General features: G+C 41.1%; 19 protein-coding genes. 3 read left to right on the top strand and 16 right to left on the bottom strand.

The window, feature by feature from the left end; genetic code table 11:
- Positions 1-60 precede the first annotated feature (60 nt).
- The 14 genes from F3G98_RS03050 to F3G98_RS02985 all read right to left on the bottom strand — a co-directional run bounded on the left by F3G98_RS03050 (position 61) and on the right by F3G98_RS02985 (position 10,594).
- Positions 61-1,233, bottom strand: a complete 1,173-nt coding sequence (locus F3G98_RS03050; protein WP_149725725.1) for a tRNA nucleotidyltransferase/poly(A) polymerase family protein — start codon at positions 1,231-1,233, stop codon at positions 61-63.
- Complete coding sequence (locus F3G98_RS03045; RefSeq protein ID WP_149725724.1) at positions 1,193-1,609, bottom strand: CiaD-like domain-containing protein; 417 nt, start codon at positions 1,607-1,609, stop codon at positions 1,193-1,195. Before F3G98_RS03045 ends, F3G98_RS03050 begins: the two co-directional genes overlap by 41 nt.
- A complete protein-coding gene (locus tag F3G98_RS03040) occupies positions 1,606-1,851 on the bottom strand; it encodes a hypothetical protein (RefSeq protein ID WP_002941772.1) in 246 nt (81 codons plus the stop codon). The genes F3G98_RS03045 and F3G98_RS03040 overlap by 4 nt, the downstream gene beginning before the upstream one ends.
- Positions 1,848-2,915 (bottom strand): 3-isopropylmalate dehydrogenase, encoded by a 1,068-nt coding sequence (gene leuB / locus F3G98_RS03035; RefSeq protein WP_103607652.1) that lies wholly within the window; start codon positions 2,913-2,915, stop codon positions 1,848-1,850. Before leuB ends, F3G98_RS03040 begins: the two co-directional genes overlap by 4 nt.
- Before the next feature lie 9 nt (positions 2,916-2,924).
- The gene (locus tag F3G98_RS03030; protein WP_103607651.1) at positions 2,925-3,410 is read right to left on the bottom strand and encodes a 3-isopropylmalate dehydratase small subunit; all 486 of its coding nucleotides are present in this window, start codon (positions 3,408-3,410) and stop codon (positions 2,925-2,927) included.
- Positions 3,411-3,689: 279 nt separating this feature from the next.
- The gene (locus F3G98_RS03025; RefSeq protein ID WP_103607650.1) at positions 3,690-4,544 is read right to left on the bottom strand and encodes a hypothetical protein; all 855 of its coding nucleotides are present in this window, start codon (positions 4,542-4,544) and stop codon (positions 3,690-3,692) included.
- 149 nt (positions 4,545-4,693) lie between these two features.
- Positions 4,694-5,587 (bottom strand): DUF4299 family protein, encoded by an 894-nt coding sequence (locus F3G98_RS03020; RefSeq protein ID WP_012140002.1) that lies wholly within the window; start codon positions 5,585-5,587, stop codon positions 4,694-4,696.
- A 17-nt stretch (positions 5,588-5,604) separates the two neighbouring features.
- Positions 5,605-5,964 (bottom strand): DsrE/DsrF/TusD sulfur relay family protein, encoded by a 360-nt coding sequence (locus F3G98_RS03015; RefSeq protein ID WP_149725723.1) that lies wholly within the window; start codon positions 5,962-5,964, stop codon positions 5,605-5,607.
- A gap of 73 nt (positions 5,965-6,037) precedes the next feature.
- Positions 6,038-6,637 (bottom strand): LysE family translocator, encoded by a 600-nt coding sequence (locus F3G98_RS03010; RefSeq protein WP_149725722.1) that lies wholly within the window; start codon positions 6,635-6,637, stop codon positions 6,038-6,040.
- A gap of 311 nt (positions 6,638-6,948) precedes the next feature.
- Positions 6,949-7,437: a DUF1877 family protein gene (locus F3G98_RS03005; RefSeq protein WP_149725721.1), complete on the bottom strand. Its 489-nt coding sequence runs from the start codon at positions 7,435-7,437 to the stop codon at positions 6,949-6,951.
- 84 nt (positions 7,438-7,521) lie between these two features.
- Positions 7,522-8,568, bottom strand: a complete 1,047-nt coding sequence (locus F3G98_RS03000; protein ID WP_149725720.1) for a type II asparaginase — start codon at positions 8,566-8,568, stop codon at positions 7,522-7,524.
- Between the two features lie 85 nt (positions 8,569-8,653).
- Positions 8,654-8,989, bottom strand: a complete 336-nt coding sequence (locus tag F3G98_RS02995) for a branched-chain amino acid transporter permease (RefSeq protein ID WP_103558556.1) — start codon at positions 8,987-8,989, stop codon at positions 8,654-8,656.
- Complete coding sequence (locus F3G98_RS02990; protein WP_149725719.1) at positions 8,986-9,648, bottom strand: AzlC family ABC transporter permease; 663 nt, start codon at positions 9,646-9,648, stop codon at positions 8,986-8,988. Before F3G98_RS02990 ends, F3G98_RS02995 begins: the two co-directional genes overlap by 4 nt.
- Positions 9,649-9,742: 94 nt before the next feature.
- A complete protein-coding gene (locus tag F3G98_RS02985) occupies positions 9,743-10,594 on the bottom strand; it encodes an MBL fold metallo-hydrolase (protein WP_149725718.1) in 852 nt (283 codons plus the stop codon).
- Positions 10,595-10,763: 169 nt separating this feature from the next.
- On the opposite strand from F3G98_RS02985, the gene F3G98_RS02980 reads away from it, so the two are divergent.
- The 3 genes from F3G98_RS02980 (at position 10,764) to F3G98_RS02970 (ending at position 13,016) form a co-directional block, all read left to right on the top strand.
- A complete protein-coding gene (locus F3G98_RS02980) occupies positions 10,764-11,723 on the top strand; it encodes a tetratricopeptide repeat protein (protein ID WP_149725717.1) in 960 nt (319 codons plus the stop codon).
- A 9-nt stretch (positions 11,724-11,732) separates the two neighbouring features.
- Positions 11,733-12,173 carry a sel1 repeat family protein gene (locus tag F3G98_RS02975; RefSeq protein ID WP_149725716.1) on the top strand — a complete coding sequence of 147 codons (441 nt, stop codon included), beginning with the start codon at positions 11,733-11,735 and terminating at the stop codon, positions 12,171-12,173.
- Positions 12,174-12,263: 90 nt separating this feature from the next.
- On the top strand, positions 12,264-13,016 hold the full coding sequence (locus F3G98_RS02970) for a tetratricopeptide repeat protein (RefSeq protein ID WP_149725715.1): 753 nt from the start codon (positions 12,264-12,266) through the stop codon (positions 13,014-13,016).
- Positions 13,017-13,137: 121 nt separating this feature from the next.
- On the opposite strand, the gene flgG is transcribed toward F3G98_RS02970, so the two are convergent.
- Together flgG and F3G98_RS02955 are read right to left on the bottom strand one after the other, a co-directional pair.
- On the bottom strand, positions 13,138-13,926 hold the full coding sequence (gene flgG / locus F3G98_RS02960; protein WP_002942100.1) for a flagellar basal-body rod protein FlgG: 789 nt from the start codon (positions 13,924-13,926) through the stop codon (positions 13,138-13,140).
- A gap of 15 nt (positions 13,927-13,941) precedes the next feature.
- Complete coding sequence (locus F3G98_RS02955) at positions 13,942-14,778, bottom strand: flagellar hook-basal body protein (RefSeq protein ID WP_149725714.1); 837 nt, start codon at positions 14,776-14,778, stop codon at positions 13,942-13,944.
- Positions 14,779-14,804 lie beyond the last annotated feature (26 nt).

Raw genomic sequence — 14,804 nt, 5'->3', positions numbered from 1 at the left:
TTAAAAAGTGTTATAAACTGGCTCATTTTAGCCAAAATGGGCTTTTAAGAGTTTTAAAGATTAAGATTTTCTAAATTTGCGCTTGCTAAGATAGCTTGAAATTTCAAGCTCCTGTCTGCGTTTTATCTCAGCGGCGATCATCTCATTTTTAAAGCCAGCCGCCAATATCTCGCTCATATCGACCTTTGCGTCAAATTTAGCTTCATAAACTCCAAGCACTTTTGCGCGCTCTATGCGCTCTTTGCTATAAGCTCCTAGCCATGATTTTAGTGGCATATTTAGAGCAATTTCTAGTAGCTCATTGTCACTTGGCATATCTTTAAAATAGGGCTCTTTCAAGATAGAAAAGTAGCTCTTTGGCAGGCGCATTTTCTCTAAAATTTCCTTTGCGTCAAGCTCAAATTTACCAAAAAGCATATATAAAAATAGCCGCTCATCATCCACGAAATTTCTAGCACTCTTAAGTTCGCTCAAAAACTCATCATTCTTGCGAATTTGAACGCCAAAAATTTGCTCAAAAAGAGAGAGCTTAAAAAGATAAAACGCCCCTTTTTCAAGCTCCTTTGCCCTAAAAAATTTAATGAGCTCGGTATTTATCCTATCACGGCTTAGATGCGCTAAATCAAGCGTTTTCATAAGCTCTAGCGTCTCGTCAGCTAAGCTAAAGCCAAGCCTTGCGCTAAACTGCACGCCCCTAAGCACCCTTAGAGGATCTTCTTTAAATTTCTCATTATCTATGTGCCTTAGCGTCTTGCTCGCAAGGTCCTTTTTACCGCCGTGAAAGTCCAAAATTTCGCCGTCAAAGATGTTCATCATCATGGCATTTACCGTAAAATCACGCCTAAGACTTGCAAAGCTTGGATCATTTATATAGCTTACGGCAAAGTCTTTGTGCGAATTTCCAGTCTTACTCTCGCTTCTAGGCAAGCCAAGATCGTAGTTTTTGTATTTGTAGATGAAGTAGCTTTTGCCAACACCACTAGCCTTTATGCTAGCCATCAGCTCGTCAAATTTAGCAGGCTCGATGTCGTAAATTTCAATATCGTAGTCATAAATTTCTCGTCCCAAAAGCGCGTCTCTTACGCAGCCTCCGACTAGATAGACACGCTTGCTAAATGGAGCAAATAGCGATCTAAAAAAGTCTAGCTCGCTATTTTTATAAATTTCTGTCCCACTTTTTGCCTCAAATTTATTATTTTGAGAGATTTTGTAGTCTATTTTCGATGTTTGCAAGGGTAAATTCTAAAAATTTAGTCGTTAGCTCGAGCCTTTGACTAAGCTCTTGCTCGCTAGTTTGCTTAAGCCCTTCAAAAAGCACCTCTATGCGTTCAGCAAGGTTTGCTAAGAAAATTTCTTCATCACTTATCTCCCTGCTCTTTGGCAAAATTTGCGCTACCTTTGACTCTGGCTCGCTTTGCGCGCTTGGCACACTTGGCTCTACTTTTGGCTCTTCAAGTACTTGCTCATCAGCAGTTTCTATTGCTAAAAGCTCTTTTTTTAAATTCTCCCTTTCAAGCTCTTCTTGCTTTTTGTTTTGCAGTGCCTCTATCTTCTCAAGCTCGGCGCTAACCTCACTAATAGCCATCCTAGCGATATCATCAAGCTTCATAATCTTATCAACCACCTTTTAAATTCATTTATCTCTTCGTCACTTTTCATCCTGATAAAAAACTCTTTCATCTGCTCATTTTTTATCACGCGCTCCTTGCGAAGTCCGCTCAGGCGGTTTATCGCGCTAAGGGCGTCCTTGTTTGACGGGTCTTGCTTTAAGATGTTCTTGTAAATTTCAAGCGCGTCATCTTTTAGCCCTTGCGCCTCATAGATCAGTGCTTCAGTGATCGTGTTTTTCATTTTTTGATAAATCCTGCTATCACGTCGCCTATCTCACTTGTTGAGCAAATTTCAACTGCGTTAAAAGCGGCGATATCTTTTGTTCTATATCCCTTTGCAAGCGCTGTTTTTACGGCATTTTCTATCGCATTTGCAGCTTCGCTCTCGCCAAAAGCGTATCTTAGCATCATCGCCGCACTTAAAATGGTCGCGATCGGATTTGCTATGCCCTGCCCTGCGATGTCTGGCGCTGAACCGTGGATAGGCTCATAAATTCCCACTTTACCGCCCATGCTAGCACTTGGTAAAAGTCCTATCGAGCCACAAACCATGCTCGCTTCGTCGCTTAAAATGTCGCCAAATAAATTTTCAGTAAGTATGACGTCAAAATTTGCTGGCGCCCTTACTAGCTGCATCGCTGCGTTATCAACATACATAAAGCTTAGCTCTACTTCAGGATAGCCCTTTGCCACCTCACTAGTCACCTCGCGCCAAAGCTGGCTCGTCTCAAGGACATTTGCCTTATCGACCATACAGACCTTTTTCTTACGAAGCATAGCCGTCTCAAAGGCGATCTTTGCGATGCGCTCGATCTCAAATTTAGTATAAAGCATCGTATTAAACGCTCTATCTTCGCCTTTTTCACGTGGCTGCCCAAAATAAAGCCCACCAGTTAGCTCACGAACCACGACAAAATCAACGCCCTTTAAAACCTCTGGCTTTAGCGTGCTAGCATCCACTAGCTCGTCAAAGATGATGGCTGGGCGTAAATTTGCATAAGCTTCTAGCTCTTTTCTGATCTTTAAAAGCCCGCTTTCTGGTCTTAGGTGTCTTGGCAGGCTGTCCCATTTCTCGCCGCCGATTGCTCCAAAAAGCACAGCATCGCTACTAAGTGCCGAGCTTAGCGTCTCATCTGGCAGTGGCTCGCCAAAAACGTCGTATGCTGCGCCACCCATTAGCTTATAGTCATACTCAAATTTGATACCAAACTCGGCACTTACGACGTCTAAAACCTTTATCGCCTCGTCGATGATCTCAGGGCCGATACCATCGCCTTTTATAACGCAAATTCTATAGTTTTTCATCGCCGCTCCTTAGTTCATCTTCGCTTTTGCGTACTCGATAAGGCCTCCAGCGTTTAAAAGCTCTTGCATAAATGGCGGGATAGCGTTAAATTTATACTCTTTTTTTGTGCTTTCATCTATGATGACGCCGTTATCTACGTCGATCTTTAGCGTGTCGCCCTCGTTTATCTCATCACTCTCTTTTATCTCAAGTATCAAAAGCCCTGTATTAAAGCTGTTTCTATAAAAAATCCTCGCAAAGCTTTTAGCCACAACAGCTGCTATACCAGCCTCTTTTAGCGCTAACGGGGCGTGCTCTCTTGAGCTTCCGCAGCCAAAATTTTCGCCAGCTACGATGATGTCGCCTTTTGCTATTTTTGAGCTAAATTTAGGATCAGCGTCTTCCATGATGTGTTTTGCTAGCTCTTTTTCGTCTGAAGTGTTTAAATATCTTGCAGCGATGATGATGTCAGTGTCGATGTTATCGCCAAATTTCCAAACTTTGCCTTGTTTCATTTTTAACCTTTAGTTTTGTAAATTTGGGCTGATTTTAACCAAAAGAAGCTAAATAAATAATCAAAACTCGGCAGCTATCGGTTAATGTGGGTAAATTTAAGGTCTTTTAAGCGATGCGTATGAGCTAAGAATTTAAGTCTTACTAAATTTAGCGGTAAAATGGCTAAAAAGCAAAAATAAAAACATGCACCGCCCAGTTTAGCAGTTTAATGTCGATGCTCAGTTTTATCAAGCCAACTAGCCTCCGCCAGCAGGATTGTAAATTTAAGAGCGGTTATTTTATTCGTAGTATTCGTAGCTGATTTGTAGTTTTTTGTATAGACCGATCTCTTTTATGTCGCCGTTTTCGTAGTATTTGTCCGCGGGCTTAAATTTGACTGAAGTTTTATGTGTCAAATTTCCCCGCTCGTCTCTGCTTATATCCTTAAACTGCAAGATTTGCCAGATTTTTGCCTCAGAGCCGAAGTAATTTACCGACGTATACTCCATTTCATCGCCATTTGCGGCGTAGTAATAAACCCATTTTGAGTTTGGGGCTTGCGTGATTTTTTCGTATTCACCATTTGGCTTGCGCTCGAAGCTTATCTCTATGCCGTGCCGCGGCTCCATATTATCTTCTATCCGCGTTAAAACGCCCTTTTCGTCGTAGACGTAGCTATCGTCTATCACTAGTTCCCTGCCCGAATACACAGCCCGAGCGATCATTTTGCCGTCCTTGCCGTAAGTAGTTTTCTCCGTGCGCGGGTAAAATTTATCCTCGATATACTGCTCTTTGGCCGTCTCGACTAAATTTTCGCCGTCAAATTCGTATTCGTAGAGATAAACGGCGCTATCTTGATATTTTTTGCGGATTAGCCCGTCTTTGCCGTATTCAAATAAAACCGAGCTATTTGGTATGCCGTTTATGTGTTCGGTTTCTTGCACTATATAGCCGTTTTTGTTAAACTCCGTTCGTTTTACGCGTGTGTTTTCTAGCGTGCCAGAGCCATCCATAGAGTATTCATACTCCGTAGCCGTCATGCTTTTGACCTCGCCTTTTAGATCCTTTTTGCTCCAGTCGCTTTCGGGCAAAACGGCCGAGTTTAGATAGCAAACCGCCGATACCGCCGCTAAGATAGCCTTTAAAATTTTCATTTTTATCCTTTTTAAACCATGCGTATCATACTCAAAAAGCGGCATAGTCAGTAAAATTCTGGCTTTTATGAGCTTAAAAATGCACTTAAACTGGCTTAAGTTTTAAGCAAGTCTGAGGTGAATTTACATTTTTTTGGTGTTTAATAAATTTATGCCTTTGCCTTTTGCAAAATTTCTCTCATCTCATCTTCACTAAGTGGCTCAACAAGCACGTTTGCAGCGTCGATGAAATGGTATTTTTCTTTTGGTAAATTTGCCATGAAAGCTCCATATTCACACTCATCAAGCACATGCGCGTCTTTTTCATCCACGCCCACAACTAGCGTAAGCACCCAGCGCGATACCTTGCGATCTCCAAGCGCTTCTTGCGCCTGCCACGACGGAGATGGGGCATAAGGCAAGATGGTCGGTAAATTTTCACTAAGTGTATATGTGCCAAAAATTTCGTTGCCGTCTTTGTCTTGATAGAGGTGCTCTTTTGCGCTGTATGCGTCAAGATACTGCACCTGCCTCATCATCTCATCAAATTTAGCCGCAGGGCTGGCACTGGCAAAGATTTCATCTACCATAACCGCGTCAAACGCCACGTCTCGCTCCACGCCAGAGATATAAAGCGTTTGATTTTTCTCTTTTATATCTTTTAACGCTTCAAGCCCCCACATGATGTCAGTCTCGTAGTCAAATTTTAAAATTTGCTCACTATCATAATTTTTTTCGTTGTCACACTCTATTTTTGAGCCAGTTTGGGCTGAGAGCTTTGAGAGTAGCTCAAGTGCGATCTGCCAGTCGCCGACACCACTTGGAGTATAAACGCGCACGATATACTCGCCATCTTCGTAGTTTAGCTCAAAGCCACGAACGCTCTTTTGCCACACGCCTGCTATCATCACGTCAGCGCCAAGCTCATTTGCGCTTGGCTCCTCTTGCTCGCTGTTAAAAAAGAAAAGCCCCTCAACAAGAGCTGAAATTTCACGCTCGCTTAGCGCCTTTGCATATCCGCCAAGTAGCTTCTTTTTATTTTTTACACTAAATGTCAAACTCATAAATTCTCCTTTTTGCTCTAAAATGTCATCACCTGATCGCACTCTCTCACCCACTCGGATAAGATATCCATGCTGCCTTTCACCTCAGCCTCAAAATAAGGCTCTCCCACATGCAAACCGCACCTTGTTTGGCAGCTACCACAAACCTTAAGCATAGCGCCGCCAGCGTATAGCTCTTTTAGCATCTCCACTAGATCAATGTCGTAGTTTTCTGGCTTTTTGGTGCTATTTCGCGCAAGATCGACCGCGTCGTTCATGAGAAATATCCTAACCTCTTCGCCCTTTTCTTTTAGCGCTCTAGCCAGCCTTAGTGCGTTGTAAGCGTTGTCTGTGCCGCTATATGGCTGATTTGTAAATATAAATAGAAATTTTTTCATCTCTTATCCTTTTGCTAAAAATGTAGTGCAAACTGGATAAATTTTAGCCAAGCTAGGTAAAAAGGGGATAAATTTATCTAAAAAGCAAGAGCACGCCGATCGTGCAGACGATGATAGCAGTGCAAATTTCAAGTAGTCTTAGGTGCGTTTGTAAAAATTTCTTTAGCATAGCTCCGCCAAGTGCGTAGATATTTAGCGCACAAAACTCGATGAAAACGAGCGTTACGGTGATAACGCACATGCGAGCAAGGCTAAAAGAGTCATCTTTATCCAAAAATGTAGGCAGCAAGGCTGAGAAAAATATCCACGCCTTTGGGTTTGAGACGCTAACGATGAGGCCATTTATAAACATCTGCTTTTTGCTTGGCAAATTTGAGACATTTGTGATGCTAAGCTCGCCCTTGCCAAAAAAGAGCATCACGCCAAGATAGAGCATATAAAGGCCTGCGATGATATTTAGCGCCTTAAATGCGTAATCAAAATGATGCAGTACCGCTCCCACGCCGAGCATACAGCTAAACGAGACAAAAGCGATCGCTAAAAGCTGCCCAGCCATCACGAAAAACGAGTGCTTGTAGCCAAAGCTCATACCAACGCTCATCGCATAAGTCATGTTGATACCTGGCATCATCGAAATGGGCGCAAGGGTGATAAAAAATAGCAAGAAATTCATAAGAGGCCTTGAAATTTTAATGAAATGCTAAATCAAAATCTATAAATTTATGATAAAAGAAGGCTTTATTAGCAAATTTAGCTTGCTTTTGGACGTGAGAAATTTGACTTTTGACGCTAGGCATATAAATTTAATAAATTTAGCGCTAAAACAAAGGCGATTTTGTATATGCCTCGCAGCCTAGATAGATAGCAAATTTATCAAGTATGTTTTTGTATAAATTTATCTTTTGCCACGTAGGCACTCTATAAATTTATTTGCCTTTAAAGCTGGCTAAATTTAAATCACCTTTCATTTATAAATTTAAAAATTTAGCCTATTACTATTATCACGCCAAGCCCTTTGTTGGCGGCATTTTGATAAAAATTTAAAAGCCCAGTAAAGTGCTCTTTTAAACTCGCCCCTATATCTTCAAATTCGCTCTCGCTCCCAAAGATATCAGGATAAGTGTTTGAGCTTGCAAATTCTTTTAAATTTATCTTTGCTAAAAGTGCGCTAATCTCAACATTTTTCATCGCCCTAGCCACCTCTTTTACATCCGAAGCGTTAGTATAAGAGATCATCTCGCTTAGCTCTTCGTTTAAGGCACTTCGCCCAAAAATAGCCCAGCTAAAAGGCTCATTTGAGCTAAAAAAATCACCAGCCTTAAGCCTCTGCTTGAAATTTGTGCCAGTTAGCATCTTACACATCGCGTCCCAAAAATTATCCAAGTCGTATTCGTCCAAAAGCTCGCCGCCGCCATTTTTGATCTTTTCTATATCATCTTGCAAGTAGGCGTAGTAGTGCGCGCTGATACCCATTTTAGAGCCTTAAATTTTAGTGTGAATTTTAAAAAAGAGAGGGCGGAGCTATAAATTTAATAGTTCCGCCACGAGAATTTAAGCTTAGTGAGTTAAGAAATACTCTTGAATTTTAGCCTTGTCGCTTGTTTTTGTAAGTGCAAGCATTAAAAGCACTCTAGCTTTTTGAGCGTTTAGGTTGTCGCTTGTTAAAAAGCCGTATTTTGCGTCATCGACTTCGCCGTTCATAGTTGTCTCGCCGCTTCCCACACGTGAGTCACGAACTACCACTACGCCAGCTTTTGAAGCCTCGCCAAGAGCCTCTAAGACGCTAAAGTAAGGGTTGCCATTGCCAAGACCAGCGCTAACGATACCTTTTGCGCCGTTTTTAACAGCCACATTTACAAAGTCAGGATTGTCATTTGCGTGAGAGTAGATGATATCAACTCTTGGAAGCTCTTTTACGCCAGTTAGGTCAAAAGCTGAGCTTGCTGTGTGTTTTCTGAGTGGGTTCATATAGTATTTTACGTTGCCATAAAAGACTGTGCCGATCTTGCCGCTATTTGGTGATTTAAATGTATCAACGCCTGTTGTGTTAGTTTTTGTAACCTCTCTGCCAGCGTGAATTTCGTCATTCATAGTAACCACAACACCCTTGCCTACGCTATCTTTGCTGATAGCTACATTTACAGCGTTAAATAAATTTAGCGGGCCATCAGCGCTTAGTGAGCCACTATTTCTCATCGCACCTACAAGCACAACTGGCTTGTCGCTTTTAACGACTAAATTTAAGAAGTAAGCTGTCTCCTCCATAGTGTCTGTGCCGTGAGTAACGACGATACCATCAGCTTTGCCGCTGTTTAGAAGCTCATTTATTCTATTTGCAAGCTTAAGCCAAACTTCGTTGTTCATATCTTGTGAGCCGATATTTGAAATTTGCTCGCCTTTTATGGTAGCGATCTTGTTGATATCTGGCACGGCTGCGATAAGTTTATCGACCGTAACAGTTCCAGAAGTATAGCTAGAATCAAGCGAGCCTGAGCCGCTTCCTGCTATCGTTCCACCAGTAGCTAGGATGTAGATGGTTGGCTTAGCAACCGCTAAAGTAGCACCTAAAATCATGAGTAACACCGCCTTAAAGATTAAACGCATTTTAGCTCCTTTGCATTAAAATTTGCTAGAGCATTATAACGTCATATATTTAAAAAATTTATTAATTTTCAAAATTTATATTTATTTAAAAAATTCTTATCAAAAGCATATAAATTCCAGTCGAAACTACTATGCTAAGAAGGGCATTTTTGAATTTCAAATGCACCAAAACAGCCGTAAAAACTGCCACTATCTCGCTTAAGCCGTATGGAAACTCGCTAAATTTCGTATCTTTTAGCCCGTAGCAGACCAAAACGACCATTATCATCATACCCATGTGCTTCTCAATGGCGTCTAAATAAGGGTTTGACTTATAGTTTCTTAACGCATAAAACGGCGTCGCCCTCGTTATAAAAGTAGCCAAGGCGCTTAAAAGCACTGCCACAAAAAGCACCATCTCACTTGAGCTTACACTTATCAAATTTTATCCTTAAACAAAAGCAAAAATACAAAACAAAGCGCCATCGAGCCAACCAGCACAAATTTAGTTGGAAAGAGGCTCACTCCAAGCACGCCAAAAAAGACCGCCGCAAAGAGCACGCGGTAGTTTTTATCATTTTTAAACATCTCGATGACGACTACTGTAAAAAGCGCTGTTAAGCTAAACTCAAGCCCTCTTGTATCGGCCTTGATAAAGTCACCAAGTATCGCACCAAGAAGCGTCCCAGCCGCCCAGTAAGACCAAGAAAGCAAATTTAGCCAGGTAAAGACAAAACTTCGATCACTAGCCTCTTTTAGCCCCAAATTTTTAAATATCGCAAAGGTCTCATCTGTTAGCAAAGCGATGTTTAAAAGCCTAAATTTGATCCCGCTATACTCTTTTAAAAGTGAAATTCCATAAAAAGTGTGACGCAAATTTACAAGGTAGCTCACGATAAAGACCTCAACATAGCTCGTGCCCACGCTAAAGAGCGAGAGCATCATAAACTGCGCTGCTCCGCCGTATCCAAGCATGCTAAGCGCCATAGCTATAAATGCGCTCACTCCCATGCTCTTTGCCAGCACGCCAAAGGCGACACCAAGCGGAAAATAGCCCATAAAGATAGGAATGGATAGTTTAAAAACGTAGTTAAATGTCAAATTTTTACCTTAATAAAAGCCAAAATGTTAGCAAAAATTTAAAAATTTTAGGATAAAGGCTAGAAATTCTAGCCTTGTAGGGTAAAATTTGAGATTAAAATTTGATGATTTCACCGTCATCTGGGATAGTGATCTTGCTCTCTATGCCTTCTTTTTTAACAAATTCACGAAGATCCTTACGGCTTACGCTCGTGTGATTTACGGCGTCCATATGCACTGCGATGATAGTCGCGCCATTAAGCACTTTTGCGGCGTGAGCTACGTCGGCTTTGCCCATTATGATACCGTTGTCAGGAAATGCTAGCACACGAGCGTCGCCCGTATTCATCACGACTACACTAGGATTAAATTTGTTTAGAGCCTTATTTACGTCCGCAGTCCAAAGCGTATCGCCCATGACGTAAAGCGTTTTGTGCCCCTTTGCCTCAAACACGACGCCCATCGCATCGCCCAAAATAGCACCAAGCTGCTTATTTTCATACATCTCTGCTGTGCCGTGAGCGCCGCCTGCTTTATGTAGTTTCACTCCTTTAAATTCAGCCGATTCGTCTAGCACTCTTACGTCTTTAAAGCCTTGCTTTTTGATTAGCGCCGCATCATCGTTATGCTGAGCAAAGATAACGATATTTTTAGGTAAAATTTCAGCCGCGACCTCATCCCAGTGATCAGGATGCGTGTGCGTAACGATGATCGCATCGACGCCCTTATACACCTCTTTTGCATCCATAGGAAGTTCTATCAAAGGATTTCTAAGGTGTGAGTTTAGCGTCCCCTCAAAGCCAGGATATTTACCCTTTGGTGCAAGATAAGGGTCGAGCAAAAAGTTCACTCCCGCATAGTTTATCTTTGCGGTAGCGTTTCTGATATGCTGAAAGCTGTCTTGTGCGTTTGCCACGCCAAAGCCCAAAAATAGAGCGACTAAAAATAAAATTTTGTTTATTTTCATTATTTCTCCTTGTAAAATTTACTAACTAAAAATACCAAAAAAGGCTAAAAATATATTTAAAAGAGTTAAATTTAAAGAATAGATTTTGTTCTTATAAATTTAATGACCTTTTCGCATTTTAAAACTAAATTTTATAAAATAACAACAAAAATTTATAAAGAAAATTTCTATGAAAAAGATAGTTTTACTAATATTTTTAACACTAAATTTAATAGCTTTAACAACAAATCCAAAGATAAAAATCCCTCAAGCAAATAGCTGCAACATCGAAGATAACTGCATTGATTTTAGCCGCAAATATAGCGATGATGAGTATAAAAGGCTATTTGGAGTTTATAAAAGTGAGTGCGAGGTTAAAAATTTAGACGCATGCATCTATCTGGCTGAGTTTTACAAAAGCGGACTTGGCGTAAAAAAAGACGTGACAAAATCACTAGAAATTCTTAACAAAGCTTGCGATGAAAATAACAAATTTGCCTGCCACAACCTTGGTGTTGAGTATCAAGAGATGAAAGATCACAAAATGGCTTTAGAAGCTTTTAAAAAAGGCTGCGATCTAGCTTTTATACAAAGCTGTTTTAACGTCGCAGTTTTATATAATAACGGCGGCGGCGTAAAAAGGGACTACAAAAAGGCTGCTAAAATTTACAAAGAAGTTTGCGAGCAAAATTTCTATGAAGGGTGCTACAACCTGGCAGTTTTATACCACAACACGCCTGGCGTAAAGCGCGACTACAAAGAAGCGGTAAAGCTTTACAAAAAGGCTTGTGATAGCGACTTTAGCATATCTTGCTACAACCTAGCGAGCTTATATCAAGAGCAAAAAGAGTATGAAAAGGCCGGTAAGCTCTATTTTAAAGCTTGCAAGCTTGACTTTGCCGATGCTTGCAATAACCTAGCCAGCCTTTACGACGACGCTCTTGGCGTAGAAAAAGATGATGAAGTGGCGTTTAGATATTACAACAAGGCATGCAGACTAGATAGCGCAAGTGGGTGCAAACATCTTGCATACTTTTACTATCATGGCATAGGCACAAAAAAGGATAAAAAGCTGGCAGAAAAAGAGCTTAAAAAAGCTTGCAAGCTAGGCCTTAAAGAGGCTTGCGAGATAGTTAGAGATTTTCACTAAAGAGCATTTATGAAAAAGCTAATTTTGTTTTTATCTCTCTTTTTGCTTCTAAATGCAGAAAATTTAGACGAGATGTGTCAAAGCGAGGGCGATATAAGAGCAAATTTAACGAGCTGTTACAAGGCTGCTACAAAAATTTATAACTCTTCAAGCAATGATAAAGATTTCAAAAAGCTAAAAGAGATATTTTTACTAGCTTGCGAAAATGATATGAAAGAGGGTTGCTACAGCGCTGCGCTCATCTATCTAAATGGCTACAACGACGTGGGTAGCGAGCTTAATCAAACTATCATATTAAATAGATATGCAAGATTTTTAAACTACGCGCTTTTAGATAACGGCAAAAAAGAGGATAAAACGACTGCCAAAAGCTACTTTCAAAGATCATGCGAGCTAGGTTTTAAAAAGGGCTGTGATATGAGAAATTTATTAGATAAGCTTGGGTATTAAATTTCACATCCTAAACGATAATGAGAATATATTTACTATAAATTTAGACCTTTTTATCTAAACTTATTTAAATTTTTAAAAAGGCAGGCAATGAAAAAGATCGTTTTACTTTTATCTTCTACAGCTCTTTTGTGGAGTGTAAATTTAGACCAAAAAGTGCTTGAGACAAAGTGCGAAAAGGCTGACGCCACAAGCTGCTACGAGCTTGGCTCTATCTATCAAGAGAGCAAAAACTACCAAAAAGCGGGCGAGTTTTACAAAAAAGCTTGCGAGCTAAAACACGCAGGCGCTTGCAGTAGCATGGGCGTGCTTTATGACATGGACTACATAAAAGATGTAAATAACAAAAATGCAGCCAAATTTTACCAAAAGGGCTGCGAGCTAAAAGATGGCTTTGGCTGCGCAAGGCTCGGCTTTGTCTATACGCTAGATAAAAACTATAAAAAGTCAAAAGAGCTCTTTTTAAGGGCATGCGAGCTAAAAGATGGCGACGGATACTACGGTCTTGCGCTTTTATACTATGACGGAAATGGCGTAAAGCAAGACGCCAAAAAGGCAAAAGAGCTCTTTGAAAAGAGCTGCGAACTAGACGCTCCTGCTGGCTGCAATAGCCTTGGCATGATGCTTCATAGTGGAAAATATGTAGAAAAAGATCAAAAAAGAGCTAGCAAACTCTTTATAAAAGCTTGCGAAATGGGCTTTGGGGATGGTTGTCATAACCTTGGGGTCATTTACTATGAAGCAGAAGGCGCTGAGGCTAATAAAAATTTAGCCAAAAAATACTTTGGCAAGTCCTGCGAGCTAGGCAACGACGAAGACTGCCAAATTTACAATGCATTATAAATTTAATGCACCTGACTTTTTGGACCCTTGCCCTTTGGGGTCCTATCTGAAAAGTAAAAAACATCAAGCGTAAAAGCAACAAGTATAAGTCCAACAATAGCCAAAGTCGCGTCCATATCACCTACCTTTTAAGTCCATTTACTATCTCTAACATCGAGTCACTCGTAGTTATCGCCTTTGAGTTCGCCTCGTATGCGCGCTGACCAGTGATGAGATCAGTCATCTCTTCAACAAGCTGCACGTTACTCATCTCGACAAAGCCTTGTCTAATGGTGCCAAGTCCGTCAAGGCCTGCTACACCTACCACCACGTCGCCGCTAGCGCTTGTTTGAAGGTAGTTGTTATCGCCCATCGAGTGAAGACCGGCTGGGTTTATGAAATTTGCTAGCTCGATCTGACCTATCTGAGCCATGTCGGTTTCGCCAGCTTGAAGCACTGAGACGGTACCGTCTGTGCCTATTGAAATTTGCGTCGCATTTGCAGGGACAGTGATCTGAGGGATGAGCTGGTAGCCGTCGCTATTTACGATCGTGCCGTTTGCGTCAAGCTTAAATGCACCATTTCTAGTGTAAGCTGTCGTGCCATCAGGGAGTTGAATTTGAAAAAAACCGTTGCCAGCTATTACCATATCTAGGTTGTTGCTAGTCTCTTTAAAATAGCCCTGAGAGAAAATTTTATTTATCGCTGTTGGGCGCACACCAAGGCCTACTTCGATGCCTGTCGGGCTTGTGGTAGTTTGGCTAGTAGCCGTGCCTGCGTACTCCATGACTTGATACATAAGGTCAGCAAATTCAGCTCTATTTTTCTTATATCCATAGGTATTTACGTTTGCGATGTTGTGTGAGGTTACGTCTATCTGCGTCTGCTCGGCGATCATGCCAGTGGCCGCAGTGTAAAGTGATCTCATCATAGTTTTATCCTTTTATTAAGCTTTTAGGGCTAGTTTTTGAACAGCATCTTGGTTAAGGTCAGTCATGTGGCTTGTCATAACCTTTTGATACATATCAACTAAGCGCTGGGTTTCTATTAGACCCACCATTTCTAAGACTGGATTTACATTTGACATCTGAGCGTAGCCTTGCATCACGCTGTCAGCCTCGTCAAGCTCGGTTATGTCGTCAAAATTTCTACTCTCAAAGAGATTGTCGCCGACCTTTTTTAGATCCCTTATCTCTCTTGGCTGAGCGATGTAAAATTTAGAAAATTGATTGTTATTTGAATATAAATTTCCATTTTTATCAGAGGTTAAGACCTCGCCTTGTGGCACTTGAATGCCTCTTTGACCAGGATTTTGCGCTTCATAGCCACTTGGCAGCACCCTATAACCCTCTTTTGTGACGATATATCCGTCGCCGTCAAGACTAAAAGAGCCATTTTTGCTTAGTTTTACGCCATTTGGAGTATCGACTAAGAAAAAAGCATCGTCTCTTTTTATCGCAAAGTCAAGCGTATTTGAGCTGTATTTAAAGCCACCAGCGCTAAAGTCGGTGTATTCTTCGCTCACTTGTGGCACACGATCAAGTGTTCTATTTAGAAATTTAGCTCCGTCTTTTGTGTGATTTTTAAGCGGGAGCTCATCTTGCGTCTCTTTAAAAATTCTCGCAAAGTCGCCGATGACTACGTCGTTTCGCTTGTAGCCGATGACTACGTCGTTTCGCTTGTAGCCGATCGTATTTACATTTGCAAGGTTGTTTGAGATGACATTTAGTCTATTAAACTGCGTTACCATGCCAGCAGTGGCTTGATAATAACCATTTTGCATAAATTTTCCTAATCAAAATTTGATTT

The sequence above is a fragment of the Campylobacter concisus genome, from assembly GCF_902460895.1.
Lineage (GTDB): Bacteria > Campylobacterota > Campylobacteria > Campylobacterales > Campylobacteraceae > Campylobacter_A > Campylobacter_A concisus_BC.
This window is presented reverse-complemented; position numbering and strand designations above follow the sequence as displayed.

Excerpts from the sequence above, each read along its gene's own strand:
- F3G98_RS03045 (WP_149725724.1), bottom strand. The coding sequence starts at position 1,609 with ATGAAGCTTGATGATATCGCTAGGATGGCTATTAGTGAGGTTAGCGCC.
- F3G98_RS03040 (WP_002941772.1), bottom strand. The coding sequence starts at position 1,851 with ATGAAAAACACGATCACTGAAGCACTGATCTATGAGGCGCAAGGGCTA.
- leuB (WP_103607652.1), bottom strand. The coding sequence starts at position 2,915 with ATGAAAAACTATAGAATTTGCGTTATAAAAGGCGATGGTATCGGCCCT.
- F3G98_RS03030 (WP_103607651.1), bottom strand. The coding sequence starts at position 3,410 with ATGAAACAAGGCAAAGTTTGGAAATTTGGCGATAACATCGACACTGAC.
- F3G98_RS03025 (WP_103607650.1), bottom strand. The coding sequence starts at position 4,544 with ATGAAAATTTTAAAGGCTATCTTAGCGGCGGTATCGGCGGTTTGCTAT.
- F3G98_RS03020 (WP_012140002.1), bottom strand. The coding sequence starts at position 5,587 with ATGAGTTTGACATTTAGTGTAAAAAATAAAAAGAAGCTACTTGGCGGA.
- F3G98_RS03015 (WP_149725723.1), bottom strand. The coding sequence starts at position 5,964 with ATGAAAAAATTTCTATTTATATTTACAAATCAGCCATATAGCGGCACA.
- F3G98_RS03010 (WP_149725722.1), bottom strand. The coding sequence starts at position 6,637 with ATGAATTTCTTGCTATTTTTTATCACCCTTGCGCCCATTTCGATGATG.
- F3G98_RS03005 (WP_149725721.1), bottom strand. The coding sequence starts at position 7,437 with ATGGGTATCAGCGCGCACTACTACGCCTACTTGCAAGATGATATAGAA.
- F3G98_RS03000 (WP_149725720.1), bottom strand. The coding sequence starts at position 8,568 with ATGCGTTTAATCTTTAAGGCGGTGTTACTCATGATTTTAGGTGCTACT.
- F3G98_RS02985 (WP_149725718.1), bottom strand. The coding sequence starts at position 10,594 with ATGAAAATAAACAAAATTTTATTTTTAGTCGCTCTATTTTTGGGCTTT.
- F3G98_RS02980 (WP_149725717.1), top strand. The coding sequence starts at position 10,764 with ATGAAAAAGATAGTTTTACTAATATTTTTAACACTAAATTTAATAGCT.
- F3G98_RS02975 (WP_149725716.1), top strand. The coding sequence starts at position 11,733 with ATGAAAAAGCTAATTTTGTTTTTATCTCTCTTTTTGCTTCTAAATGCA.
- F3G98_RS02970 (WP_149725715.1), top strand. The coding sequence starts at position 12,264 with ATGAAAAAGATCGTTTTACTTTTATCTTCTACAGCTCTTTTGTGGAGT.
- flgG (WP_002942100.1), bottom strand. The coding sequence starts at position 13,926 with ATGATGAGATCACTTTACACTGCGGCCACTGGCATGATCGCCGAGCAG.
- F3G98_RS02955 (WP_149725714.1), bottom strand. The coding sequence starts at position 14,778 with ATGCAAAATGGTTATTATCAAGCCACTGCTGGCATGGTAACGCAGTTT.